Genomic DNA, 25,154 nt, shown 5'->3' with positions numbered 1-25,154 from the left:
TTTTCCTCCTTTCTTATATTTTTTCTTTAAAGTATGATATTAATTTTTCATAAGTTTTTATCTTACTTATATCTTCTAAAAACTCTTTGTTTAATATTAATTTATAGAAATCACTTAAAAATCCTAGATGAGATTTATTATCCTTACTTGAAAAACATAATAAAACTTTAGCTTTTTTATCATCACCAAAATCTACTGGTTCTTCTAATATTAATAAACTTACATCTGTTTGCATTACTAAACTTTCAGCTTTAGCATGTGGCAAAGCTATTCCATAATCAATTACAACATAAGGTCCTAATTTTTTAACCATTTTTTTCATTTCATCTATATATTCACTAGTTACTGAGGATTTAGAAAATAAATTATTTCCTAATATTTCAATTGCTTCTTCCCAACTACTAATACTTTTTTTAAATATAACACTATCCTTATTTAAAATTTTAACCAGTTCACTTTCTCCTCTAAAACTATCAATTAATATATTTGAAAACTTATTTAAAAGAGAAGTTTTAAGTTTATTTCTATCAAAACTTATACCATTATCTTCTATTTCATCTAATAACTCATCTACTAAAATTTTGTCTTGTCTTCTTTTTATTCCTAATTTATCTAATTTTTCATAATCTTCAACTTTAAGCAACGGATTAATTTTAATAAACTCAAGATTTTCTAAATCTACAGTTGAAATTATATAATCTACTGAATTTAAATTAAAATTTATTTTATCTATCATATATGCAGGCAATACATCAACTATATCTATATCAAATTTTTCCTTTAAATTATATTCAAGTATTCTTGAAGTTCCATAACCTAATCCACAAACTAGTATAACTTTTTTTCTATTAAAAGTTTTCATTCTTTCTATAGAAGCCTTAAAATGATATACTATAAGTGAAATCTCAATTTCTGTAAATTTGATTTGAAATATTTCTTCCATTTCAGTTATAGAATCTTTAATAACGGTAAATAAAAAATCATTTTCTAAAACTAATTTTTGGTAAATAGAATTTTTTAATTTAATACCTTTTTTTAATCTATATATAGATACCTTTATATGACTTAATAAAAAATCATATAAGACATTATCTTCTGTAAGATCTATTCTTATTTTATCTCCTACATTCTTTATCATCTTCTTTATTAAAAATGATTCATCTAACCACGATTCAAGATTTGGGTTAATAGATAGTCCTATAAGCATCTCAGATATTTTTTCAAAACTTGTATGCTCTCCAAAATATTTAACAAATATCTCTTTTATATTATTCCCTTCTTCTTCTAACATAAATTTATTAACCAAATTATTTTTTTCAGGAAACTTTATCATAGTGTATATTGTTATCATTAATTTTTGATACACTTCTTCATTAATATTAAATTCTATATTCTCAGAAACTTTTTTAAAAAAATCTTCAACTTTTTTCATGATTTCAAAATCTATAACCTCTTTTATATGTCTTTGTAATGATTTTTTATCATATATTTGATCTAAAAATTCTATTTTTTTATTATTATTCCAATCTAAAAAATATCCTTTTGAATGAACATACTCAAATTTTTCACCATCAAGTAATTTCATATCTAATTTAAGTGTATTTCTTGAAATATCTATTTTCTTTGATAAACTTGAAATATTTAAACCCTTTTTATTATACAAAGCATAAAGATATATTAAACTAATTCTATCATCTCTATTAATATATTCCTTATCTTTAATATCATCTAAAAATTGTTGCAATTCAAGCTTTGAACTAAGTAATATATTCCCATTTTTTATCCCTATTTTTGAAAATCCTTTTTTGGATAAAAAATAATTAATATTATTGAGATTATACTGTATAGTTCTTTTAGATACTCTAAAATACTCACAAATAGTTTCAAGATTTAAAATATTCTCTTCTAAAAGTCTTTCAAGTATTCTTATTTCTCTTTCATTTATCATAGTTATCTCCTTGCATTATAAATATACCTTGATTTGTTTTAAATACCAAGATGTAAATAATTTCATAAAAATGAAAAAAAATGATACTTTTATTACTAAAATACCTCTCATTAATAGATGTAAATATATATCCAATCTTATTAATTGTCAATATGTTATATATTGCTTTTTTATATTTTCAAGGTATAATATATACACATAATTTACCAAAGGAAGTGAAAAAATGAAAAAAATATTATTATTAACTGCGTTAATGACTATAAGTACTTTTGCAGCAGGTCCTAAAGTTCCATATACTCATGAAGGTTTTTATTCAACTGAAAATGTTCAAAAAGCTGTTCATTTTGTTTCAGTAGAACAAATTGAAAAAAGTTTAGAAGGAAAAGGTCCTATAAATGTAAGTTTTGATATAGATGATACATTACTACATTCAAGTGGATATTTTAGATACGGTATGGATCATTTCCAAATACCGGGACATCCTAGAGGAAAATCAAGCTACCTTGATAATCAAAAATATTGGGATTATCTAGCAGAAATGGGAGATGAACATTCTATTCCTAAAATTTCAGCTCAAGCACTTATAGATATGCATATAAAAAGAGGAGATAAAATATTTTTCATAACTGGAAGAACTAAACATTCTAAAGATAAAAACTATAGTTCAACTAAAACTTCTAAAACTTTAAAAAGATTTTTTAATTTACCTTATGAAGTATATATAGAATATGCTGGAGAAAAACAAGTTGGTGGATATAAATATGATAAGTCATTTTACATAAAAAAACATAATGTTTCTATACATTATGGAGATAGTGATGATGATATACTAGCAGCTAGAGAATTAAATATTCGTGGAATAAGAGTTCAAAGAGCTTACAATTCTACTAATCCACAAAAATTAAATGGTGGATATGGAGAAGAAGTTTTAATTAATTCTGCATGGTAAAATATATAGGGCATTAGATACTTTAATGCCCTTTTTTAGTTTTTCATAAAACTAAAGTAACTAACTCCATTTTAACAAAAAAGACAAAAATTAATCTATCTTACTTTTAGTATTTATTTTCTATTAAAATAGGTGTTGCAAAATTATTGAAGTTAAATAAGTCTTAAATTCCATTTAGTCCCCATTCATTTTTTAATTTCAAACGTTATACCCTATTTTCATATTTTTTAAATGCTTTTCTTCTTTTTTAAATATTTCTAATGAAAATTTTAAATATTTACCTAAATAAAACCCTTTCGTTTTTTTCATGTATTGGTCTAATTTTAGAATTTCTATTAGGTTCTGATACACCCTTTTCTTTACACATCTCACAATAAATTTTAAACTCTTCTTCAGTTTTTCTTATATTGGGAATATGTCTTAAATAAAAAAATAATTCATTTTTTGTTATTTCTTGATTATTTATAACTCTATCAATTATTTCTTTAATTTTCATTATTTCTCCACTCCTAAATTTTATTCGATAATAATAATTTTCCTCTTTATAGTCTGTATTTTTAGATACCCTGATCTCTAATAAAACTCCTTTATTACCTTATCAATCATACAAAGTTATATCAATACTATTCATAATCTATACTTATAGAATAAAAAATATTACCTTTAAATACATCACCAACTTTATATTATGAATAATATTTTCATACTGAGTTTTTTCACCTCGACCTAACTTGCCATTTATATCTAAATATTCACTTAATGCGTTTCTTTCTTCTTCCTTGAATTTTTTATAAATATTATCACTTTATCTTTGTAATTCTTTCTCTAGTTTTTCATTTATAATTTTATATTCTATATTTATTTCTATTATACATCTTTTTACCTTTAAACGATACGTTTTTATCATTTTATATTCTTACAATTCTCTTAAAATTTTCACAGTTTTATTTTTTCCTGTATATAAAACATTCATAATTTCATTTACTGAATAAATTAAATATACTTCATTATTATCATCTATCCAATTATTTTTTATTGATATTTTAAGACGATCCATTAACAAAATATACATTATTTTTGCGTCAGAACTTAAATCATTAAACATTTCATTATAAATTAAAGCTTTAGGAAACATAAAAAATATTTGATATTCTATATCTTGTACACTAAAATTTCTAAATGCATCATTATTAAAATTTAAGTTCATTCTTTTCTCTTCATTTTTTCAACAAATTTCTTAAATATTACATTTACACTTTATCTCAATTTCTCCTCTTAAACAATTTTTATTTCACACAAATCTACACTCAATTTTTAAACTAAGTCTTTAATCTAATTAAATCACTACAATCTACTATAAACGATCTATACATTCTATTTATGTTCAATTTTATATAGCTTCACTCTATAAACCTTTTACACTCTATATACTATTCTATAAAATGTATATATAATATAATAATATATTTTTTTACTAATATTATAATTATTATTACTAGAGTTTACTTTTCAAACTTCAGGAAAATTTGCGATTTAAAGCCCATAGAGAGGTTTTTGTGTTTTAGATTATCAGAAAAACATTTTTGATTAATCTAGGGTCTTTAAAACGCAAATTAAGAGTGTTCTAAATTTAAATGTTTCATAAGAATCTTTTATTTTTAACTTCATTCAATTTTTCATTTCTTAATTTTTCTTCTTTATAATCATTTATATATTTCATAACTTTCAAAATATCATAATGATACTTCTTCTTCCCATTCTTTAAAATTTCTATTTTAACAAAATCATAAAGACCTAACTGAACTAAAGATAAAAATTTTTTAGCTGACATATTAAGTTCTTTAACAATTTTAGTACTAGAATATTTAAATTCAATTTTTTCTTCCATTTTAAACCTTTTCCTCTCTAGAAAAAATAAGACTAAAAAGAAAAGAATTTAAATACTCTTTTAAAGAATTATCAGAATTAACTAATATACCTATTTCTACTCTTAGTTCATATGAAAAGGGAACAATTAAAAACATTTCTCATGAGAATTTAAAAATTCTTGCTAATGTATTCTTTACTGATATAAATTATTTTTTATTAGATGATAGTACATTATCTTCTTTAGATAAACCAATAAAAGAAGAATTAGCTGATATTATTATTAATTCTCAAAAAGAAATTTTAAAAACTTTATATGTCTTAGATATTTTAGAAAAAGATAATTTAGATAAATTATTTATAATCATAAAAAATTTCATAAAAGAAAATAAAAAATAAAAAAATTGTCCATAATATATCAGACCAAAATATAGGAGGACAATTTATGAAAAAAAATTATAAAAAATTAGTAGTATGTAAAAAAAATAAAAGAAAGGAGATAAAAATGAATTTTTTACAGAAAATAGAAAAAATACATACTATTAAAAATCTTTATTACCCTGCAAAAACAACAAAAATTGCAAACAGCTATTTTATATTCATTTCTTCAAACAATACAATCGAAGAAAATAAATTTATTCTATACTACAGCATTTTTCATTTTTCAGATTATGAAAATGATGTAATAATATATTTTAAAATAACAAAAGAAAATGTTGAAACTTACAGAAAAACTATTAACTCATTTAAAAATAAGAACTTTACTTCTTATAATATTAAAAAGTTACTAGGTGATATAAATGAAAAATTCTAATGGAACTGGAAGTATATATAAATTACCAGGTAAAAGAAGATGTCCATATATCATAAGAAGTGGAGCTATTAAAATTGACAATAAATATAAAAGAAAAATTATAGGTTCGGCTTCAACATTAAAAAAAGCCCTTGAAATACTTCAAGAATATAATTCAAGATTAGGTAAACTATCAAATGAAAAAATAACTCTAAAAAATTTATTTGAAAAATGGAAAGATTCAAAACATGCTAAATCAATAAAAACTGAAGAAACATTAAATAGATATATTAATACATTTGAAAATACATTTAAAAGTCTTTTTAGCTTAAATTTTGCACAATTAAAATATAAAGATTATCAACCCTTATTGGATAATATTCCAAAAACAAATGGAAAAGTTTCATTAACAGTTTTAAAATCAATATATTTAAATGCAATGAAAAATGAAATAATCAAAACTGATATAACAGTACTTTTAGAAGCATCAAATATTTTAACAAGAAAAGTAAAAAGAGTTATTTTCAAAAATGAATTTGTACAATATTTATGGATTAAATATAATGAAACAAATGAAAGTAAATATGCAATAATTCTAATACTATTTTATACAGGAATGAGATCTATTGATTTAGTTAGAATTCAAAATAAAAATATAAATTTAGAAGAAAGATATTTAATTACAGGTTCAAAAACAAAAGCAGGTATGAATAGAAAAGTTCCCTTACATCATTTAATATTCCCTTTAGTAAAAAAATATAAAAATAAAAATATATATTTATTTAATATTACAAGTACTAATAATCTAAATAAAATTTTTAGTAAAATAATACAAGAGTATGATATTATATGAAAGGAAACTTACATTCAATAAGACACACATTCATAACAAAGATGCAGCAATTACAAATAAAAGTATCAATAATAAAAAATATAGTTGGTCATGAAGAAAAAAATGTTACTGATGGAGTGTATACCCATTGGAGCATAAAAGACCTAAGAGATGCAATTAATCAATTAAAATATTAATGTAGCCAACAAGTAGCCTTTTAGTAGCTTAAATGTAGCCACTAATTTGGAAAAGGTTGGAAACACTAGGGAAAATAACCGTGTTTTTGGAAAATGATAAAAATATTGGATAATAAAAAAAATCTGCAAAGCCTTTATTCATCATACTTGCAGACATTTAAAATATACTTTTTCACTTTTTAAAAATCATGGTGCCCAAACGCGGAATCGAACCACGGACACAGGGATTTTCAGTCCCTTGCTCTACCGACTGAGCTATCTGGGCATAATGTGGCGGGTGGACAGAGATTCGAACTCTGACAGCTTTCGCTTTCGCCGGTTTTCAAGACCGGTCCCTTAGCCATTCGGACATCCACCCAAACTCAGATTATTTTCAAAAAAAAATGGTAGGCCCTAGGAGAATCGAACTCCTGTTTTTAGGATGAAAACCTAATGTCCTGACCACTAGACGAAGGGCCCAAAATAACTGGTGGATCCAGCTGGACTTGAACCAGCGACCACACGGTTATGAGCCGTGTGCTCTAACCAACTGAGCTATGGATCCTTATGGTTATATTTATATGGCGTGCCTGAAGAGATTCGAACTCCTGGCCCACAGCTTAGAAGGCTGTTGCTCTATCCTACTGAGCTACAGGCACATATAAACCATAATTATTTTTAAAATGGTGAGTCATACTGGAATCGAACCAGTGACACCTTGATTAAAAGTCAAGTGCTCTACCGACTGAGCTAATGACTCACATGGAGCGGGAGACGAGAGTCGAACTCGCGACATTCAGCTTGGAAGGCTGACACTCTACCAACTGAGTTACTCCCGCATAATTGTGATTTTGGTTGCGGAGGCTGGATTTGAACCAACGACCTTCGGGTTATGAGCCCGACGAGCTACCAGGCTGCTCTACTCCGCGACAATACTAAATGTAAATGGTGCCTCGGGCCGGACTCGAACCGGCACGGGATTGCTCCCACAGGATTTTAAGTCCTGTGTGTCTACCATTTCACCACCAAGGCTAAACTCTTATTGACAAAAATTATTATATATCATTACTAATTTTTTGTCAATAATTTTTTTCAATTTATTTCAATTTTATATATTGGGTCCTCTTGAGACATTTTTTATTTTATATTATTTCAAAAAAAATGTCAATACTTTTTTATCATTTTTTTGCTTTTTTCTTTGCTTGTTTTAGTTTTAAAAAAATTGTATAATAATAAATAATAATATAAGCTAGGAGGTTACATGTTTAACAAAGATATATATAAGCAAATTATAAAAATTTCTACTGTCATTATATCACTATTAGTAATATTAACTTTAGGGCGTTCTGCCTTTTTGAATTCATTTTTTAATAAAAGAGAAACTATAGTTCCTAAAGTTACATCTTTACATATAGATGATGCAAAAAAACTACTTGAGAATTTTAATTTAAAATATTCTATTATAGAATACAAATCTTTTGAAGTTCCAGAAGATTATGTATTTATACAAGATCCCAAGCCAGAATCTGTAGTTAAAATAAATAGAACTGTAAGTATATGGGTAAATAAAATTAATAGTGTAGAAATTCCTGATTTGACTGGTAAAACATTAATAGAAGCTAGAAGAATATTAGATGAATTTAAAATACAAATAGTTAGAATAGATTATATGCCTATAGAAGATACGGAAGAAGAAATAGTTTTATCTGTATATCCTAAAGTAGGAAGTAAGATTGGAACTAATCAAAAAATTTCACTACTTGTTTCATCTAAACCATTAATAGAAAAAAAAGTTATGCCAAATATAATAGGGCTTGATAAAAATGATGCAGAAAGTGTTCTATCTCAAATAGGTCAAAGTATATCATTTATAACTGAAGCAAATGATCCAACTTTTGCACACAACGTTATTATAACTACTAATCCTTTGCCAGGTGAAAATATAGAAAAAGATACTAAAATAAGTGTAGTTTTAAATACTGGAGTAGAAGTTGATAAAAGTATTACAGAAGTTATAGAACAAAATACTAAAACAAAAAAATCAGATAATATAGAAGAAATTTTAAATCAGACTTTAAAAGAAGTTGAAAAAAAGGAAGCAAATAAAGAAAATAAGAAAAAAGGGGAATAAATGATAATAGAAGGGAAAGTAATACGTAAAATACAAGGTTTCTATTTTGTATATACCAATTATACATTTAAAGATATAGAAGATTTTGAAAACAAGTTAATCAAATGTAAGTTACGTGGTAATCTAAAAGTAAAAAATAATAAGGAAAATTGTATTATAGGAGACAATATTCTTATAGATACTGATCTTAATATAATAATTGAAGTATTAAAAAGAAGTAATTTTTTAAAAAGGCCTTTAATTTCTAATATAGATAATCTAGTTATTACTTTTTCAGCAAAAGACCCTAATTTTGATATTATACAATTTCAAAAATTATTATTAAATATACATAAAAATAATTTAGTTCCTTTATTACTAATAACAAAATTTGATTTAATGTCTAAAAATGAAAAAGATGAACTAAATAATATTTTAAAAGAAAATTTTCCATATTTAAAATTTTTCTTTATTTCCCATAATGAATTTTCTGAATTTAAAGAATACATTTCTGGTAAAAATGTAATAATTACTGGACCAAGTGGCGTTGGAAAATCAACATTAATTAACAATATACTTGAACAAGAAGTATTAATAACAGGGGATATTAGTAAAAAAACTAAAAAAGGTAAAAATACTACTGTTGATACAAGATTTTTCCCATATAACAATGGTTTCATTATAGATACTCCTGGATTTTCTAGTATAGAGTTTCCTAACTTTAAAAATGCTTTAGATATTAGAGAATACTTTCCAGAAATAAAAGAACTAGGTTCTAAATGCAAATTTTCAAATTGCGTTCATATACATGAACCAAATTGTAATGTAAAAGATAAATTAAATAAATTAAGATATGATTTCTATAAACTTATATTTCAAAATATACAAGAAGGAGAAAAATAATATGAATAAAGAAATTATTATTGCACCATCATTACTAGCAGCAGATTTTTCTAATTTAAGAGAAGAAGTAAAAAAAATAGGTGAAACAAAAGCTAAATGGTTACACTTAGATATTATGGATGGTAATTTTGTTCCAAATATTAGTTTTGGGGCTGACCTTATAAAAGCAATAAGACCTTATTCAAACCTACATTTTGATGCACATTTAATGGTAGAAAAACCTGAATGGTATATAGAAACTGTTGCAAAGGCTGGTGTTGATAGTATTACTATTCACGTTGAAGCAACTAAACATTTACATAGAGCTCTTCAATTAATAAAATCACATGGGGTAAAAGCTGGTGTTTCTATTAATCCAGCTACAAATATAGATTTTTTAGATAATGTTATTGAAGAATTAGATTTAATATTAGTTATGTCAGTTAACCCAGGATTTGGTGGACAGAAATTTATTAATACGATGTGTCAAAAGATTAGGAGAATAAGAGAAAAATTCCCTCATATCGATATACAAGTAGATGGTGGAATAAACGATAAAACTAGCGTACTTGTAAAAGAAGCTGGAGCTAATATATTAGTTGCTGGTTCATATGTATTTTCGGGTAATTATGACGAAAAAGTAAATTCACTACTATAGGGAGATAAAAATGTATAATAAAATGGAGCTTTTAATAGATGATTTCTACAAGACTTATTACAAAATGGAAGAAATAAATCTAAGTTTGGCAATTAAATGCCTTACAACTACTGAATTACATATTATAGAATGTATAGGTCTTGAAAAAATAACTATGAAAGAGCTTTCTACAAGACTTGGTATCACTATGGGTACTGCATCTATAGCTATTAATAAACTTGAAGAAAAAAAGTTCATAAATAGGACTAGATCAAAAGTAGATAAAAGAAAAGTTTATGTTAACTTAAACAAAAAAGGTCAAATAGCATATAACTATCACGGTAATTTTCATGCTACTACTTTAGAAAAAGTAACTAAAAATATTCCAGAAAATAGATTAAATATATTTCTTGAAACTTTTGAAGAATTACTTAATAATCTTAAATCATTAAAACTTAACCTTGAACCTGAGGATTTAACACATTTCAATATTGGAGATAAACTTGAAGTTAGCGAAGTAAAAGGTAATAGTGTAATTAGACTTTCTTTATCTGAAATGGGCATACAACTTAAAACATCTATAGAAATTTTAGATATACACAAAGATTCTATTAGAATAAAAATTAATAATAGTGAAAAATTAATTTCAAAAGATCATGCTTTATATGTATTTGCTTTAAAAAAGGAGAATTAATTGTGATATATTTAGATGCAATTGGAATAAGCTTTTTAGTAGAAGAATTAAAATCAAAACTACTTAATTTTAAAATAAATAAAATAGTTCAGTATGATAGTAATTCTTTTTCTCTGTTTTTTTCTAAAAAACAGCTATTTTTCCAAATAAAAGATAATGAATCAATTATATATATAAAAGAAAAGAAAGAAGATAGTGTTAATTTCTCTGCCTCTTTTCTTTTATCACTAAAAAAATATTTAGACCATGCTGAATTAACTAATATTTCTTTACTTAATAATGATAGAATAATTAAATTAGAATTTAAAAGAATAAATATATTAGGAAATCTAGACATTACATATATAGTATTTGAAATGATGGGGAGACATTCAAACATCTTCTTATTAAATAATGAAGAAAATATAATTAATATATTAAATAATAATACAAATATAGAAAATAAAAGATTTTATTCTATAAATTCCAAATATGAATGTTTCAATAATGATAAAAAAAAGTTGGATATAGAAAAAATATACGATAGTCCCGATGAAATGATAAAGGAAGTTTCAGGTATAGGAAAAATTTTTGCTAACGATACTTTTTCAAATATAGATTTAAGAAAAAAATATATAAATAAATATGTACCATATATATTTACAAGTAAAGAAAATTACTATATTACATACAATGAATTTAAAAAATTTGAAAATTATAAAAAAATCATATATCCTACATTAAATAAAGCATTGAATGAATATTTTACGACATTTATTAATACTTCATTTATTAGAGATAAGAAGTTTGATATAGAAAAATACATAAATAATAGAATAAATAAGAATAAAAAAATTCTTGCAAATATTAAAGATAATATTGAAAAGGATAAAAATTACGAAGAATACAAACATATAGGTGATTTATTAACTTCTTATCTTTATCTTATAAAACCTAGAATGGATAAAATAGAAGTTTATGATTATATAAATGATACTAATACATATATTACTTTAAATTCTAATAAAACTCCATCTGAGAATCTTAATATCTACTACAATAAATATAGAAAAGGTAAAAAATCTATACAAATTTCAAATGAAAGATTAATTTTAATAAAACAGGAACAAGAATATCTTGAATCTGTACTTGATTTCACTCAGAGAGAAAATGATTTTTTAGGTTTAATTGAAATTGAAAAAGAACTTGGTATACATAAAGAAAAAGGTAAAAAGAATAAAGAGAAAAAAAGAGAATTACTTAAATATGTAGTTGATGATTTTGAAATATTTGTAGGAAGAAATCATAGTGAAAATAATTTTCTTACTTTTGAAAAAGCAAAAAATCATGATATATGGCTACATGTAAGAGATATTCCAGGTTCACATGTAATTATTATAACAAACAAGAGAAAAGTACCTGAAAAAGTTCTTTTTGAAGCCGCAAAACTTGCAGCAATAAATTCAAAAGGTAATGGTAATAAAACCATAGATTATACAGAAAGAACTAATGTTAAAAGAATAAATAAATTTGGAAATGTAACATTTAGTAATTTTAATAGTTTAGATATAAAAGGATAGGTAATACCTATCCTTTTAAACTTAATAATTCTTTTTCTATTCTTTCAAAATCAAGATTTTCTGCTTCTATATCTTTAAAATATCTATATGTTTTTACTTTTAATTCTAATGCCGCATCTTCATCTATTACTATAATAGCTTTTCTATGTAATTGTAATGCTGAAATAGTCCATAAATGATTAACACCTTCTTCTATTCCTTTATGTATAGCATAAGCCTTTTTAGCTCCCGTTGCCATAATAAGTACTTCTCTAGAATCTGTTATAGTTCCAACACCTACTGTTAATGCTAATTTAGGAACTTTACTTATATCATTATCAAAAAATCTTGAATTTACAACTATAGTATCTTGTGTTAATTCCTTATCTCTAGTTCTTGAAGATAGAGATGATCCCGGCTCATTAAATGCAATATGCCCATCTTCTCCTACTCCACCTAAAAATAAATGTATTCCACCTACCGATTTTATTTTATTTTCATATCTTTGACATTCTGCTTGTAAATCTTCTGCTAACCCATTTAAAATATTAATATTTTCCTTTTTAATATCTATATGATCAAAAAAGTTTTTGTGCATGAAATAATGATAACTTTGATCATGATCAGGAGCAAGTCCTACATATTCATCCATATTAAAAGTGATAATATTTTCAAAAGAAATAATTTCTTTTTTATTTAATTCAATTAAATTCTTATATGTTTCTAGTGGTGTTGAACCTGTAGGTAATCCTAATACAAATGGTTTATCTTTAGTAGGATTAAATTTTAAAATTTCTTTAGCAATATGATAAGCACTCCATTTTCCAACATCTTTCGCATTTTTAACAATAAGTAATCTCATGTATATCTCCTTTTTTTCCATATGAATATATTTTATTATACTTTTTTTAATATTTCATGTCAAATATTTATTGTTTTTTGTAATATTTTTTCAAAAATAGTAAAATTCTTATATTATTCTATTACCATTTGTACATACTTCAATTCAAAAAAGCCCAGTTTTTTATATAATTTCTGTGCCATAACATTATTATTGTCAACTTCTAACCTATATCTTTTATACCCTTTATATCTTTCAAATAAAAAATTAAAAATCTTTTTTCCTATTCCTCTATTTCTATAATCTTCAAGTATTAATATCTCTTCTATCAATAAAACCATACCTCCAACTTCTTGAGAGTATGTTTTAGAAATTAAACAATATCCAATTATTTTTAAATTTTCTTCTATAATAAAACATTCAGTATAAATATCTCTATTAATTAATTCGTTAAAAGTATTCAAAAAATTATTTTCATCTACATTATGTAATACTGCATCACTAGAATAAAATTGCTTTGTCAAATTTAAGTATATACTTTTATCTTCTTTTCTAATTTTTCTAATTTCCATATTTTTCTCCTCTCTCCTTAAATTAAATATACCACATATTCCTTAAAATAAATAGATTAAAATATTTATTTCTATATTAAAAAAATATTAACTAAAGTTAGTTGTTTTTTTATTTAATTTATGCTATAATTAAATAAACGTAAGGAGAGTGGTTTTATGAACATATTATTTTACAGTTGGGACTTAAATTCTGAAAAAAAATATGAGGAAATGTTAAAATTATTAGATGCAACAGTAAACTTTACAAGCGATGAAGATTTTGTAGTAGAAAGTTTAAAAGAAGGGGCAGTAGACATTTTAATATTTGATACAACAAATATTTTAAACTACAAAAAGTTGTTTCAATACAAGGTAGATAAAATGGATAAAATTATATATGTTGCAATAACTAGTCCTACAAACAATTTCATTTTAGAGGAAGCTTTAAAATTTGGATTAAACGATTATATCTATGATGGAATTACCAAAGAAGCTTTTTTAGCAAAAATTAATGCTCTGTTATTCATGATAACTAGAAAAACTACTTTTACTTCTAATGCCATATTAAAAGTAAAAGATTTAACTTTAAACCCTTATACAAGAGAAGCAAGAAGAGGGGATGTAGAAGTTTCATTAACTAATAAAGAGTATAAATTATTAGAATTATTAATTAAGAACAAAAACAAGGTTGTCACAAGAGAAATGATATCTGAAAAAGTATGGGGCAAAGAAGAACATGATCATAAAAATATAGGAGATGTATATATTACTTTCCTAAGAAGAAAAATAGAATATGGATTCCCATCAAAAATAATTAAAACTATTAGAAATATTGGATACATAGTTAAAGATTAAAAATTTACTGCACTTCAATCTATCATGATTTGGAGTGCTTTTTTATTTAAAAAGGATTAACTAATAAAAGTTAATCCCTATAATTTAAATTAATTTTACACATCTTTCTAAAAACTTTACATCTTCTTCACTAAATCTATTAAATTTAGGTGAATCTATATCAAGTTCTGCTATCATATTACCGTTTTTATCAAATATTGGTATTACAACTTCTGAATTAGAAGCTAAATCACAGGCAATATGACCAGAAAATTTATGAACATCTTCTAATACAACTGTTTTTTTATTTTCCCAAGCATATCCACATACACCTTTACCCTTAGGTATATTTGAACATGCTGGTTTACCTTGAAAAGGTCCAACCTTCAATACATTTCCATGAACTACATAGAAACCTACCCAATTTAAGTCAGGCATTGATTGCATAATAAATGCAGACATATTTGCCATTCTAGATATTTGAAATTCTTCATCTGAAAGTATGGCTTCCAATTCTTTATATAATAAATTATAATTCATTTTTACCTTTCTACTCTACTATAGTTTTCATTACTTCTTCAGCAGAAATTCCAGCAAAATATCTTGAAATATCTATAGAATTTAATCTCTCTAATACTTCTTTTTGTTCATATTTTGAACCTTTTAATATATCTTCAACAGCTGATACATCCTCAATACCAAAGAAGTCTCCATATATCTTAATATTTTCAATTTTTGAATCTATTACATTAACAAATACTTCTATTTTACCTTTTTCAAATTTCATAGATCTTGTTAAATTGTATTCTGGAGATTTACCATAATTCCAATTCCAATTTCCAAATTTTTCTTCTTTAGCTTTATTTATTTCTGCAATTTCTTCTTCACTGAATACATATTCTGTCATTTCAGGATATTCTTTTTTCATGTAATCTAAAAGTAAATCTCTAAATTCTTTTACATTTATTTTATTAGGTAATTCATCAACTATATTTGTTACTCTAGCTCTTACAGATTTTACTCCTTTTGATTCTATTTTATCTTTAGAAACTTTAAGTGCTTTAGAAAGTACTGATAAATCTACATCAAATAATAAGCAACCATGATGCATAATTCTACCATTTATATATGCTTGTGCATTACCGCATATTTTTTTACCGTCTATTTCTAAATCATTTCTTCCAGTAAATTCTGCTTTTACTCCTAAACTTTCTAAAGTTTTAATTACTGGTACAGAAAAACTCTTAAAATCAAAGGCTCTGCTTTCATTTTCTTTAGATATTATAGTATAATTTAAGTTGTTATAATCATGATAAACAGCTCCACCGCCACTTATTCTTCTTACAACTTCTATATCATTTTCTCTTACATATTCTTTATTTATTTCTTCTATTGTATTTTGATGTCTACCAACTATAATTGATGGTTTATTTATCCATAAAATAAATATCATATCTTCATTTAGCAATTTTTTAAAAGCATATTCTTCTAGAGCTATATTATATGCTGTATCATTACTTTCATTAATAATATATTTCATAATTACCTCCTTGTTTATTTTAATTATATCCTATATATAGATATTTTTCAATAATTTTACATTAGAAAAATTAAAAGGATTAACTACTGATTTATACAGAGGTCAATCCTTTTCTAAATTACATATATTCTTTATAAGCTTCAAGTATATTTTCTAATATATTTTCCTTAACATCTTCATCTGCAAAAGAAAAATTAATAGCATTAATATTTAATTTTTTCATTTCTTCATAAGTAAGTCCAAAATATTTATTAAGTAACATATATTCATCAGTTAATGTAGTATTTGAAACAGTTCTATTATCTGTATTAATACAACATTTAACTCCATTTTCCATAAATATTCTAAATGGATATTCTTCTATAGTATCAATAGCATCTGTTTGTATATTACTAGTTGGACAAATTTCTAATAAAACATCTGAATTTACTACATATTTCATAGCTTCAACATCATCTTTTATAGCTACACCATGTCCTATTCTAGTTGCACCAAGATGTATAGCTTCAACTACACTTTGAGCACACCCACATTCTCCTGCATGTAATGTTAATTTTAAATTTTTTTCTTTTACTTTAATTGCTGTTTCTTTTATAACAGAATTTGAATAATTTTTTTCATCACCTGCAAAATCAAATCCAGCTATAATATTTAATTTATATACTTCTTCTAATAAATTATTATTTAACTCAGCCTTATGATGTCTAAGAGCACAAATTAAAATATTTACTTTAACATCTACTTCTTGTTGTGCCTTTCTTATACCTTCACTTACTGCTAAAACTACTTCTTTTATACTAAGACCCTTTCTTATATGAAGCAAAGGGGCAAACCTTATTTCTATATATTTTACATTTTCTTTATAAACTTCTTTAACTACTGAATATGCTGCTTCCGTTAAATTTTCTTTACTTTGTAATACTTCTAATACTACATCGAAGCAATTTAAATAATCCTTTAAATCTATACATTTCTTGGGAGCAAAAACCTTATCCATTTTTTTTGCTTCTATTCCTTCTTTTATAGCTAATTTATATAATGTATCTATAGGTATAGAACCATCTAAATGACAATGTAATTCCACTTTAGGTAATTTTTTAACTACTTCTCTTTTCATTAATTCTCCTTTTCATGACAATTGTTATTGGATTTCACAATAGTATATCATATAAAGTATAAAAAAACAATTAAAAAGCATTAATTTTAAATATTAATTCATAAAAAATCTTAATCATATATCAAAAGACCCTACTATCAAAGTAGGGTCTTACCTATATTAATTTTTCTTCAATGCATGTACTGCAAGTCCTAATACATCAGCAAATGCTTCATACATTACTTCTGAGTATGTTGGATGACCATGTATAGTCTTTAACATTTCTTCTACAGTTATTTCCATTTCCATAATAGAAGATGCTTCGTTAATTAATTCTGCCGCAGCTGGTCCAACTATATGAACTCCTAATATTTCTCCATATTTTTTATCAGCTATAACCTTAACGAATCCATAGTTTTCATCACTTGCAATTGCTCTACCATTTGCAGTGAAGCTAAATTTACCTACTGAAATATCATATCTTTCTCTTGCTTGTTCTTCTGTTAATCCACAAGCTGCAACTTCTGGTAAAGTATAGATAGCAGCTGGTGTTAAATCAAGCTTAGCTACATGATGATTTCCTTTTAACGCATTCTCTGCTGCAACTTCTCCCATTCTAAATGCTGCATGTGCTAACATCTTAGTTCCATTGATATCTCCTGGTGCATATATCCCTTTAACAGATGTTTCCATGTATTCATCAACTTTAATTCTTCCTCTTTCAAGTTCAAACTCAACTTCTCCTAATCCTTCTAAATCAGGTACACGTCCTATAGATAATAAAGCTTTGTCTACTATTAAGTCCTGTTTGCCTTCTAATTTAATAGTTAATTTACCATCTGTTTCTACTATTTCTTGTAATTTAGTTGAAGTCATAATTGTAACACCTTTTTTCTCTAATGCTGTTCTTAATGCATTAGATACTTCAGCATCCATACTTGGAACTATTCTATCCATCATTTCTATTATAGTAACCTTAGTTCCAAAAGTTGAGAATGCTTGTCCAAGTTCTACTCCAACAACTCCTCCACCTATTACAGCCATAGTTTTAGGCACTTCTTTCATTTCTAATATATCATCACTTGTCATAACAAGTTTTGAGTCCATTCCAGGAATGTTAATTTTAGAAACTTTTGATCCTCCCGCTAAGATAATCTTATCTGTAACTAATTCTTTTACTCCATCTACCATAACATTTTTATCTTTTGTTATTTTACCTACACCCTTAAATACTTCTACTCCATTGCTCTTTAAAAGTGCTCCTACTCCACCAACTAAAGTTTTAACAACTTTACCTTTCATAGCTAATACTTTTTCCATATCTACTGTGAATTTGGGATTTTCTATCATAATTCCACGTGCTGCTGCATGTGAAATTCCTTCAATTATTTCAGCATTGTGTAAGTATGCTTTTGTAGGAATACATCCTCTATTTAAACATGTTCCTCCAAGTTCTGATTTTTCAACTAAGGCAACTTTTGCTCCTAATTGACTAGCTTTAATAGCAGCAACATATCCAGCAGGTCCTCCACCTATTACTACTAAATTATATCCATTTTCTTTCTTAGTTATTACTGGTGATGAAGCTTCTTCTGCAACTACTTCTGCTGCTGGTGCAGCTGCCGCTCCTCCTGCAGTAGGTATTTCTTCTCCTTGTGCTCCTAAATATCCTATAATTTCTGTAACTGCAACAGTTTCTCCAGCTTGTCTTAATATTGCTAATAAATATCCATCTTCTTCTGCTTCAAGTTCCATATTAGTTTTATCTGTCATTATTTCTAATAGAATTTCACCTTGTTTAACATGTTCTCCAACTTTTTTATTCCATTTAACAATTTCCCCTTCAGTCATATCTATCCCAGCTTTGGGCATGATAACTTCTAACGCCATTTTTTTCTCCTTTATATTAACATTGTAATTGGATTTTCTAATAATTCTTTTAAATCCTTCATAAATTTAGCTCCAGCAAGACCATCTACAACTCTATGATCTATAGTTAATCCTAGAGACATTATAGGTCTAACTTTAATCTCTCCATTAATTACTACTGGTTTTTCTATTGTAGCACTAACACCTAATATTGCTGAATTAGGTTGGTTAATTATTGGACCAAATGATGATACACCAAACATTCCTAAATTACTTATAGTAAATGTTGATCCTTGTAATTCACTTGGTGCAAGTTTCATTTCAAGAGCACGAGATGTTACATCTTTTAATGCAACAACTAATTCTGATAAACTCATTTTTTCAGCATTATATACAACTGGTGTTAATAATCCACCGTCAAATCCTACTGCCATTGCTAAATTTACATAATTATGTGCAATAATTTTTTGTCCATCTTCAGTTAATGAAGAATTTAGGTATTTATGCTTCATTAAAGTTTTAATTACTGCAAGTGATATAATATCTGTAACAGTTACTTTTTTACCAGTTTGTGCTAAAATTGGTTCTAACACTTTCTTTCTTAAAGCAAGTGCTTCTGTCATATCAACATCATAATTTAATGTAAATGTTGGTGCAGTTAGATAGCTTTCAACCATACGCTTAGCAATAACTTTTCTCATTGCTGTCATAGGTATTACTTCTATTTCTCCATATTTATCTTTCTTATCGTCTAATTGTTGTTCTATATTTGTTTTTTCTTGATTTATATATTCTTTTTCCTTAGCAGGAGCAACATAACTTTCTTTTTTGTCAGGAGATAGCAAGGCTAAAATATCTGATTTCATTATTTTACCTCTTATTCCACTTCCTTTAAGTTCTTGCCAGTTTATACTATTATCTTCTGCAATTCTTCTTGCTACAGGAGATATTTTAATACTTGCCTCTACTTTATATGAAGCCACATCTTCTTTATGTATTCTTCCAAAAGCACCACTACCAGGTATTGCTGATAAATCTAAATTAAGTTGTGACGCTAATTTTCTTGCAGCAGGTGTAGCTCTAAATAATTTTTTTTCCATCTTTCCACCTCTACTGTTTATTTACTGTTTTACGTATTGCATCTTTTATTGTATCTACTGTAGGTATCATTGCAAATTCTAAATTTTGTGCATAAGGCATAGGTACATCTTCTCCAGCACATCTTCTAATAGGTGCATCTAAATAATCAAATGCATCTGATTCAGAAATTATAGCTGAAATTTCTCCAATGAATCCACTTGTTTTATGTGCATCATTTACAAGAACTACTTTACCAGTTTTCTTAACTGAATTTAATATTATTTCTTTATCTAAAGGTACTAATGTTCTTGGATCTACTACTTCAACTGAAATTCCTTCTTTCTCTAAATCTTCTGCTGCTTTCATAACTCTTGTTAACATTTTTCCATATGTAACAACTGTTACATCAGTTCCTTCTTTTTTAATTTCTCCTACTCCTAAAGGAATTACAAATTCAGGATCTAAAGGTACTTCTCCTTTTTGGTTAAATTCTGATTTGTACTCAAGTATTATTACAGGATTATTATCTCTAATTGAAGCTTTTAATAATCCTTTCATATCTCTTGGAGTTCCTGGTGCTACTACTTTTAATCCTGGAATATGTGTAAACCAACTCTCAAGTGATTGTGAATGTTGTGCAGCTGAACCTACTCCATTTCCTGCAGCACATCTAAATGTTACTGGTACTTTACCTTTTCCACCAAACATATATCTTGTTTTAGCAGCTTGGTTAACTATAGCATCCATTGCTATAACAACGAAATCCATGAAAGTTACATCAACTATAGGTCTTAATCCTGTCATTGCTGCTCCTGATGCTGCTCCTGCAATAGCTGCTTCAGATATAGGGCAGTCTCTAACTCTTTCTGGTCCAAATTCTTCTATCATCCCTACTGAAGTACCAAAATCTCCTCCAAATACTCCAACATCTTCTCCCATAAGTAAAACATCTGGGTCTCTTCTCATTTCTTCTGACATTGCTAAAATTATTGTATCTCTAAATGACATTAATTTTGTTTCCATATTTTTAAATCCTCTCCTTAAATTAGTCTGCATAAATATCTTCAAACGCTGATTCTAGTGGTGGTAATGGGCTGTTTTCAGCAAACACTACTGCTTCATCAACTGCTTTTTTAACTGAAGCATCTATATCTAATAATTCTTGTTCTGTTGCTATATTATTCTCAATTAAATATTTTCTTAAATTTTCAATAGGATCTTTTTTCTTCCAAGTTTCAACTTCTTCCTTAGTTCTATATTTACCAGGATCTGAAGAAGAATGTCCTAGCCATCTATATGTAATAGATTCTATTAAAACCGGTCCATTTCCTTCTCTTACATGCTTAACTGCTTTTTTAAATCCTTCATATACATCTAAAACATTATTTCCATCTGGAATAAACATTCCTGGTATTCCATATGAAGCACTTCTTAAATGTATATGTTCTATATTAGTCATTTTTTTAATATCTGCACTTATTCCATATCCATTATTTATACTGTAAAATATTACAGGTAACTTCCAAATTGAAGCCATATTTAATGCTTCATGGAAACTTCCTTCATTAGTTGCACCATCTCCAAAGAAACATACAACTATTTTACCCGTTTTTTTCATTTGTTGAGTTAGTGCAGCACCAACAGCTATACCATGTCCTCCACCAACTATTCCATTAGCTCCTAAGTTTCCATTATCAACATCGGCAATATGCATTGATCCACCTTTACCTTTACAGATTCCAGTGTATTTTCCTAAAATTTCTGCCATCATTGCATTTAGATCTATACCTTTTCCTATAACTTGAGCATGTCCTCTATGATTTGATGTAATAATATCATCAGCATTTAATGCTGCCATAGCCCCTATACTCGCAGCTTCTTCTCCTACTGAAAAGTGAGTCATTCCAGGTACTTTACCTTTTTTAACTAATTGTGCTACTTTAAGATCAAAAATTCTTGCTTCTTGCATCTTTTTAAACATATCTAGCAATTGTTCTTTTGTTAATTTTTCCATTATAAACCTCCGATTATATTTCTATATACATTAATAGTGTAAAACTAAAAATTATTAAAGTCAATCCATTGTTATTTAATTAACTAATTAATATACACTACTATAGTAGATTTTTTAAAAAATGCATATTAAAATTAAATGTTTCTCCTTATATTTCATAATACGAAACAAGAAAATGATCAAGAATTTTAAATTATTTTGTATAACAATCCTATTTCTCCACCATTAGATCCATATCCTATTTCATTAAAACGATGTATCGCATTAGCCCATATACTTAAATTATTATCAATATTTATATCTTTTAAGCCCCATTTTAATTCAAAGGTATTCTTATTTCCATTATAGTAATACTTTTCATTATCTACAAAAATACTAGATAATTTAACATCATAATTCCAATTAAATTCTAAATATGGATTTATATTTTTAATTTTTGTAAATAATGTTAAATCCGTTCCAAGTTTTGATTTTAAATTTGAGTTATTAGTATACCTTATATCATCAAATTTTTCCATATCAAGATTTTTAATATAGCTATATATCAGTTGACAGTAAAGATTAGCATGCAATCTATTTTCCCCTAAATACATGTCTCCACCTGTTCCAACTTCTATAGATGATTTAAAAGTATGTAATTCATAATTAACTCTATCCTTTACATTAACGATATTTTGTGAATACATATAGTTTAACCAAGCTTCTGCATACCAATTTTTATTCTTCCATGTTCCATATGAACCTATTCCAAATATGCCCGTATTTCCTATTTTTTTTTCATTACTAGAGATAACTTTATCAAAACCAATATTTCCAAATATTCCATATTTGTATATATTATCTTTAGCATGTGTTATACCCAAATCACGCCCTAACATTACAGTAGTAAAATTACTATCAACAAATATATTAAAGTTTTTATTATCTGATAATATATTCTTACTAGATGTATTTGATATTTTAGTCCATAATCTTTTAGCATTTATATTTTTAGTTCTATTATGATCATTATATTTTAAATTAAATTCATTCCTAACTTTATAATACGAATTAGAAATTATTCCTATTACATCTTTATTATATTCCTGTTCTAAATACCAATCATTATCATCTAAACTAAGCTTATACTTATATATCCCGTGCTCTGGATTTAATAAACTAAACGCATCTTTATTTGAATCCTTACTTTCTATTAATTTCAATCTCTTTTTTAACCTTTTTTCTAATGTTGAGTTAGGATTTGAAATCTCTATAGATGTATGTCCATATACTCTACCATTTACTAAGATTTTGTCTGATTTTGAGTTATCTCCATCTATATATGTTTTCATTAATATATTTGCATTCTTTTCTCCAACATAATCTCCTGTAATATCTAGAGTATTATAATTAGATCTATTTTCTAAAAAGCTTATTCTTCCTTTATTCAAAAATTTTTCTAATCCCATAAAATTTGAACTTTCTAATATATTAATAGTCGATGTTTCATCATTAAATATTTTTTTAAATATAAGGTTAGATGATTTTAAATTAATTATAGAATTTTTGTTAATAATTTCACCAGATCTAATAAACGCTTTTTCAAATGTTGCAATACTGTCCTCAACCAAAATTTCTTTATTTACCTTGTATTTAGATGAATTAGAACCTATAAATGTCCAATCAGATTTTTGTAAATGTATTTTTTCAAAATCTTTGAATTTATCTACACTAGTTACCTTACCACTTCCTAATAATCTTAATGTATCATTATCTCCATCACTTATTAAATTCCCTGTAACATTATCCATAGATTTAATTGTAACTATAGTTTCATTTAAATCTTTTCTTTTTAGTATTAAATTTCCTTCTAACCTACCATTTTGTAAATTAACATTTAAATATAAATTTCTCTTTGTTTTATCAGGTATATTTGAATCATCTATGGTTACATTACCAATAATTTTACCATTATTTTCTATACTCCCCTTTAAAGCACCAATTTCAATATTACTTGATTCTATATTACCAAAATTTTTAAAATTCATATTTCCTGCATGTGTTTTTAAATATTCACCCTTAATTATTCCTTTTTCTTTGTTTATAAACAACTTTTCTTCATACCTATAATAGTCACTAGAAATATCAGATATTTTATTAACAGTTCCAGAGTTTACAAATCTTGTTACACCACTAGAACTAATATCTAATTCTCCTTTTATTTCTCCATCATTTATATAATTTACATATGATCTAGAAGATACTTTCATATCACTTAATATTCCTGAATCTCTATTTATTACACTACCTCCTTTTTCAAAGTTCAACTCAGCTTTTTTCTCAAATTTACCAGAATTATCTAAAACTCCTAATTCATATGCAGAAAAATAAAGAGATTCATCATATTTAGTTTTAACTACAGCATCTTTTGAGTTTTTAAAATATACATATTTACCAATTAATGATAAGGGTGATACATTATTAGCTGTTCCAATTATATTCTTATTATTTGTTATGTGAATTAAATTAGCGAAATCATGATTATGTAGACTTGTAATTACTTCTGCTCCACTTGATAAATTTGCATTATTAACAACTTTAACACTATCAGGATTTCCATTTGAATATACTATATATGAACTTGGATTTGAAATATCTTTATTAAAAGTAAGATTAGCTTTTTCTCCATTACCTATGCGTACAGATTTACTTGCATCTTCAACTTTATCATATTTAATCTGTTTTTCAATTTCATCAATTTTTTTTATGTCTTTACTTATTTTTTCATCTATATATTCAGATTTAGAAACAATAGAAATTAAAAAAATAAATAAAAATATATATTTTTCCCTATACATTCTTCTCCTTAAAATTATATAATTCAAAGTCATTATACTTACGATTTAATGCACGTGTCAAATTCAA

At 25.7% G+C, this 25,154-nt stretch carries 25 protein-coding genes and 9 tRNA genes; 11 read left to right on the top strand and 23 right to left on the bottom strand.

Going from position 1 to position 25,154, the window contains the following annotated elements:
• Positions 1–13: 13 nt before the first annotated feature.
• Positions 14–1,948 (bottom strand): BglG family transcription antiterminator, encoded by a 1,935-nt coding sequence (locus BUE91_RS04095; protein WP_073508041.1) that lies wholly within the window; start codon positions 1,946–1,948, stop codon positions 14–16.
• Between the two features lie 223 nt (positions 1,949–2,171).
• On the opposite strand from BUE91_RS04095, the gene aphA reads away from it, so the two are divergent.
• On the top strand, positions 2,172–2,897 hold the full coding sequence (gene aphA, locus BUE91_RS04090) for an acid phosphatase AphA (RefSeq protein ID WP_066899391.1): 726 nt from the start codon (positions 2,172–2,174) through the stop codon (positions 2,895–2,897).
• A 277-nt stretch (positions 2,898–3,174) separates the two neighbouring features.
• On the opposite strand, the gene BUE91_RS04085 is transcribed toward aphA, so the two are convergent.
• The 3 genes from BUE91_RS04085 to BUE91_RS04075 all read right to left on the bottom strand — a co-directional run bounded on the left by BUE91_RS04085 (position 3,175) and on the right by BUE91_RS04075 (position 4,785).
• Positions 3,175–3,393, bottom strand: a complete 219-nt coding sequence (locus tag BUE91_RS04085) for a hypothetical protein (RefSeq protein WP_073508040.1) — start codon at positions 3,391–3,393, stop codon at positions 3,175–3,177.
• A 420-nt stretch (positions 3,394–3,813) separates the two neighbouring features.
• On the bottom strand, positions 3,814–4,104 hold the full coding sequence (locus BUE91_RS04080) for a replication initiator protein A (RefSeq protein ID WP_073508039.1): 291 nt from the start codon (positions 4,102–4,104) through the stop codon (positions 3,814–3,816).
• 432 nt (positions 4,105–4,536) lie between these two features.
• Positions 4,537–4,785, bottom strand: a complete 249-nt coding sequence (locus tag BUE91_RS04075; RefSeq protein ID WP_073508038.1) for a hypothetical protein — start codon at positions 4,783–4,785, stop codon at positions 4,537–4,539.
• A 26-nt stretch (positions 4,786–4,811) separates the two neighbouring features.
• Here BUE91_RS04075 and BUE91_RS07745 point away from each other — a divergent pair, with 26 nt between their 5' ends.
• Genes BUE91_RS07745 through BUE91_RS07505 form a run of 4 tightly spaced genes read left to right on the top strand, consistent with a single transcriptional unit; the run spans position 4,812 to position 6,585 of the window.
• Positions 4,812–5,162, top strand: coding sequence for a helix-turn-helix domain-containing protein (locus tag BUE91_RS07745; RefSeq protein WP_083573769.1), 351 nt, complete (start codon positions 4,812–4,814; stop codon positions 5,160–5,162).
• A gap of 46 nt (positions 5,163–5,208) precedes the next feature.
• Complete coding sequence (locus tag BUE91_RS04065; RefSeq protein ID WP_073508037.1) at positions 5,209–5,577, top strand: hypothetical protein; 369 nt, start codon at positions 5,209–5,211, stop codon at positions 5,575–5,577.
• Complete coding sequence (locus BUE91_RS07510) at positions 5,564–6,409, top strand: site-specific integrase (protein WP_073508036.1); 846 nt, start codon at positions 5,564–5,566, stop codon at positions 6,407–6,409. Before BUE91_RS04065 ends, BUE91_RS07510 begins: the two co-directional genes overlap by 14 nt.
• Entirely contained in the window at positions 6,406–6,585 is a 180-nt protein-coding gene (locus BUE91_RS07505; RefSeq protein WP_064581260.1) for a tyrosine-type recombinase/integrase, read from the top strand. Before BUE91_RS07510 ends, BUE91_RS07505 begins: the two co-directional genes overlap by 4 nt.
• A 189-nt stretch (positions 6,586–6,774) precedes the next feature.
• On the opposite strand, the gene BUE91_RS04050 is transcribed toward BUE91_RS07505, so the two are convergent.
• The 9 genes from BUE91_RS04050 to BUE91_RS04010 form a co-directional block, all read right to left on the bottom strand.
• A tRNA-Phe gene (locus BUE91_RS04050) sits at positions 6,775–6,850 on the bottom strand.
• 6 nt (positions 6,851–6,856) lie between these two features.
• Positions 6,857–6,943, bottom strand: a tRNA-Ser gene (locus BUE91_RS04045).
• Positions 6,944–6,969: 26 nt separating this feature from the next.
• Positions 6,970–7,044, bottom strand: a tRNA-Glu gene (locus tag BUE91_RS04040).
• Positions 7,045–7,052: 8 nt separating this feature from the next.
• A tRNA-Ile gene (locus BUE91_RS04035) sits at positions 7,053–7,129 on the bottom strand.
• Positions 7,130–7,146: 17 nt separating this feature from the next.
• Positions 7,147–7,223 (bottom strand) — tRNA-Arg (locus BUE91_RS04030).
• Between the two features lie 25 nt (positions 7,224–7,248).
• Positions 7,249–7,324 (bottom strand) — tRNA-Lys (locus tag BUE91_RS04025).
• Positions 7,325–7,327: 3 nt separating this feature from the next.
• A tRNA-Gly gene (locus tag BUE91_RS04020) sits at positions 7,328–7,403 on the bottom strand.
• 13 nt (positions 7,404–7,416) lie between these two features.
• Positions 7,417–7,493 (bottom strand) — tRNA-Met (locus BUE91_RS04015).
• A gap of 17 nt (positions 7,494–7,510) precedes the next feature.
• Positions 7,511–7,596: transfer RNA gene (locus BUE91_RS04010), tRNA-Leu, on the bottom strand.
• Between the two features lie 229 nt (positions 7,597–7,825).
• Between BUE91_RS04010 and BUE91_RS04005 the strand changes: the two genes are divergently transcribed.
• From BUE91_RS04005 to BUE91_RS03985, 5 genes are read left to right on the top strand one after another with little or no spacing between them, the layout of a single operon-like run.
• A complete protein-coding gene (locus BUE91_RS04005) occupies positions 7,826–8,695 on the top strand; it encodes a PASTA domain-containing protein (protein ID WP_073508035.1) in 870 nt (289 codons plus the stop codon).
• A complete protein-coding gene (rsgA, locus tag BUE91_RS04000; protein WP_073508034.1) occupies positions 8,696–9,577 on the top strand; it encodes a ribosome small subunit-dependent GTPase A in 882 nt (293 codons plus the stop codon). It abuts the gene before it with no gap.
• 1 nt (position 9,578) lies between these two features.
• Positions 9,579–10,214 (top strand): ribulose-phosphate 3-epimerase, encoded by a 636-nt coding sequence (gene rpe / locus BUE91_RS03995; RefSeq protein WP_073508033.1) that lies wholly within the window; start codon positions 9,579–9,581, stop codon positions 10,212–10,214.
• 10 nt (positions 10,215–10,224) lie between these two features.
• Positions 10,225–10,887 carry a MarR family transcriptional regulator gene (locus tag BUE91_RS03990; RefSeq protein WP_066899422.1) on the top strand — a complete coding sequence of 221 codons (663 nt, stop codon included), beginning with the start codon at positions 10,225–10,227 and terminating at the stop codon, positions 10,885–10,887.
• Positions 10,888–10,889: 2 nt separating this feature from the next.
• Complete coding sequence (locus BUE91_RS03985) at positions 10,890–12,446, top strand: Rqc2 family fibronectin-binding protein (RefSeq protein WP_073508032.1); 1,557 nt, start codon at positions 10,890–10,892, stop codon at positions 12,444–12,446.
• Positions 12,447–12,453: 7 nt separating this feature from the next.
• Here the strand turns inward: BUE91_RS03985 and nagB are convergent, their stop codons facing one another.
• Together nagB and BUE91_RS03975 are read right to left on the bottom strand one after the other, a co-directional pair.
• Positions 12,454–13,287, bottom strand: coding sequence for a glucosamine-6-phosphate deaminase (nagB, locus tag BUE91_RS03980; protein WP_073508031.1), 834 nt, complete (start codon positions 13,285–13,287; stop codon positions 12,454–12,456).
• Between the two features lie 113 nt (positions 13,288–13,400).
• Entirely contained in the window at positions 13,401–13,838 is a 438-nt protein-coding gene (locus tag BUE91_RS03975) for a GNAT family N-acetyltransferase (protein WP_073508030.1), read from the bottom strand.
• Between the two features lie 156 nt (positions 13,839–13,994).
• On the opposite strand from BUE91_RS03975, the gene BUE91_RS03970 reads away from it, so the two are divergent.
• Positions 13,995–14,672: a response regulator transcription factor gene (locus tag BUE91_RS03970; protein WP_066899431.1), complete on the top strand. Its 678-nt coding sequence runs from the start codon at positions 13,995–13,997 to the stop codon at positions 14,670–14,672.
• Between the two features lie 84 nt (positions 14,673–14,756).
• On the opposite strand, the gene BUE91_RS03965 is transcribed toward BUE91_RS03970, so the two are convergent.
• The 8 genes from BUE91_RS03965 to BUE91_RS03930 form a co-directional block, all read right to left on the bottom strand.
• The gene (locus tag BUE91_RS03965) at positions 14,757–15,191 is read right to left on the bottom strand and encodes a GAF domain-containing protein (RefSeq protein ID WP_073508029.1); all 435 of its coding nucleotides are present in this window, start codon (positions 15,189–15,191) and stop codon (positions 14,757–14,759) included.
• A 10-nt stretch (positions 15,192–15,201) separates the two neighbouring features.
• Positions 15,202–16,191: a lipoate--protein ligase gene (gene lplA, locus BUE91_RS03960; protein WP_073508028.1), complete on the bottom strand. Its 990-nt coding sequence runs from the start codon at positions 16,189–16,191 to the stop codon at positions 15,202–15,204.
• Between the two features lie 118 nt (positions 16,192–16,309).
• Positions 16,310–17,308 carry an adenosine deaminase gene (gene add, locus BUE91_RS03955; RefSeq protein ID WP_066899437.1) on the bottom strand — a complete coding sequence of 333 codons (999 nt, stop codon included), beginning with the start codon at positions 17,306–17,308 and terminating at the stop codon, positions 16,310–16,312.
• 159 nt (positions 17,309–17,467) lie between these two features.
• Positions 17,468–19,177: a dihydrolipoyl dehydrogenase gene (gene lpdA, locus BUE91_RS03950; protein WP_073508027.1), complete on the bottom strand. Its 1,710-nt coding sequence runs from the start codon at positions 19,175–19,177 to the stop codon at positions 17,468–17,470.
• A gap of 11 nt (positions 19,178–19,188) precedes the next feature.
• Positions 19,189–20,256, bottom strand: coding sequence for a dihydrolipoamide acetyltransferase (locus BUE91_RS03945; RefSeq protein ID WP_073508026.1), 1,068 nt, complete (start codon positions 20,254–20,256; stop codon positions 19,189–19,191).
• Between the two features lie 10 nt (positions 20,257–20,266).
• Positions 20,267–21,259: an alpha-ketoacid dehydrogenase subunit beta gene (locus tag BUE91_RS03940; RefSeq protein WP_073508025.1), complete on the bottom strand. Its 993-nt coding sequence runs from the start codon at positions 21,257–21,259 to the stop codon at positions 20,267–20,269.
• A gap of 22 nt (positions 21,260–21,281) precedes the next feature.
• A complete protein-coding gene (locus tag BUE91_RS03935) occupies positions 21,282–22,250 on the bottom strand; it encodes a thiamine pyrophosphate-dependent dehydrogenase E1 component subunit alpha (protein ID WP_066899445.1) in 969 nt (322 codons plus the stop codon).
• 188 nt (positions 22,251–22,438) lie between these two features.
• Positions 22,439–25,087: an autotransporter outer membrane beta-barrel domain-containing protein gene (locus BUE91_RS03930; protein ID WP_073508024.1), complete on the bottom strand. Its 2,649-nt coding sequence runs from the start codon at positions 25,085–25,087 to the stop codon at positions 22,439–22,441.
• Between the last annotated feature and the right edge of the window lie 67 nt (positions 25,088–25,154).

Source organism: Streptobacillus notomytis, from assembly GCF_001902585.1.
Lineage (GTDB): Bacteria > Fusobacteriota > Fusobacteriia > Fusobacteriales > Leptotrichiaceae > Streptobacillus > Streptobacillus notomytis.
The sequence above is the reverse complement of the archived record's forward strand: the minus strand, read 5'-3'. Positions and strand labels throughout refer to the sequence as shown.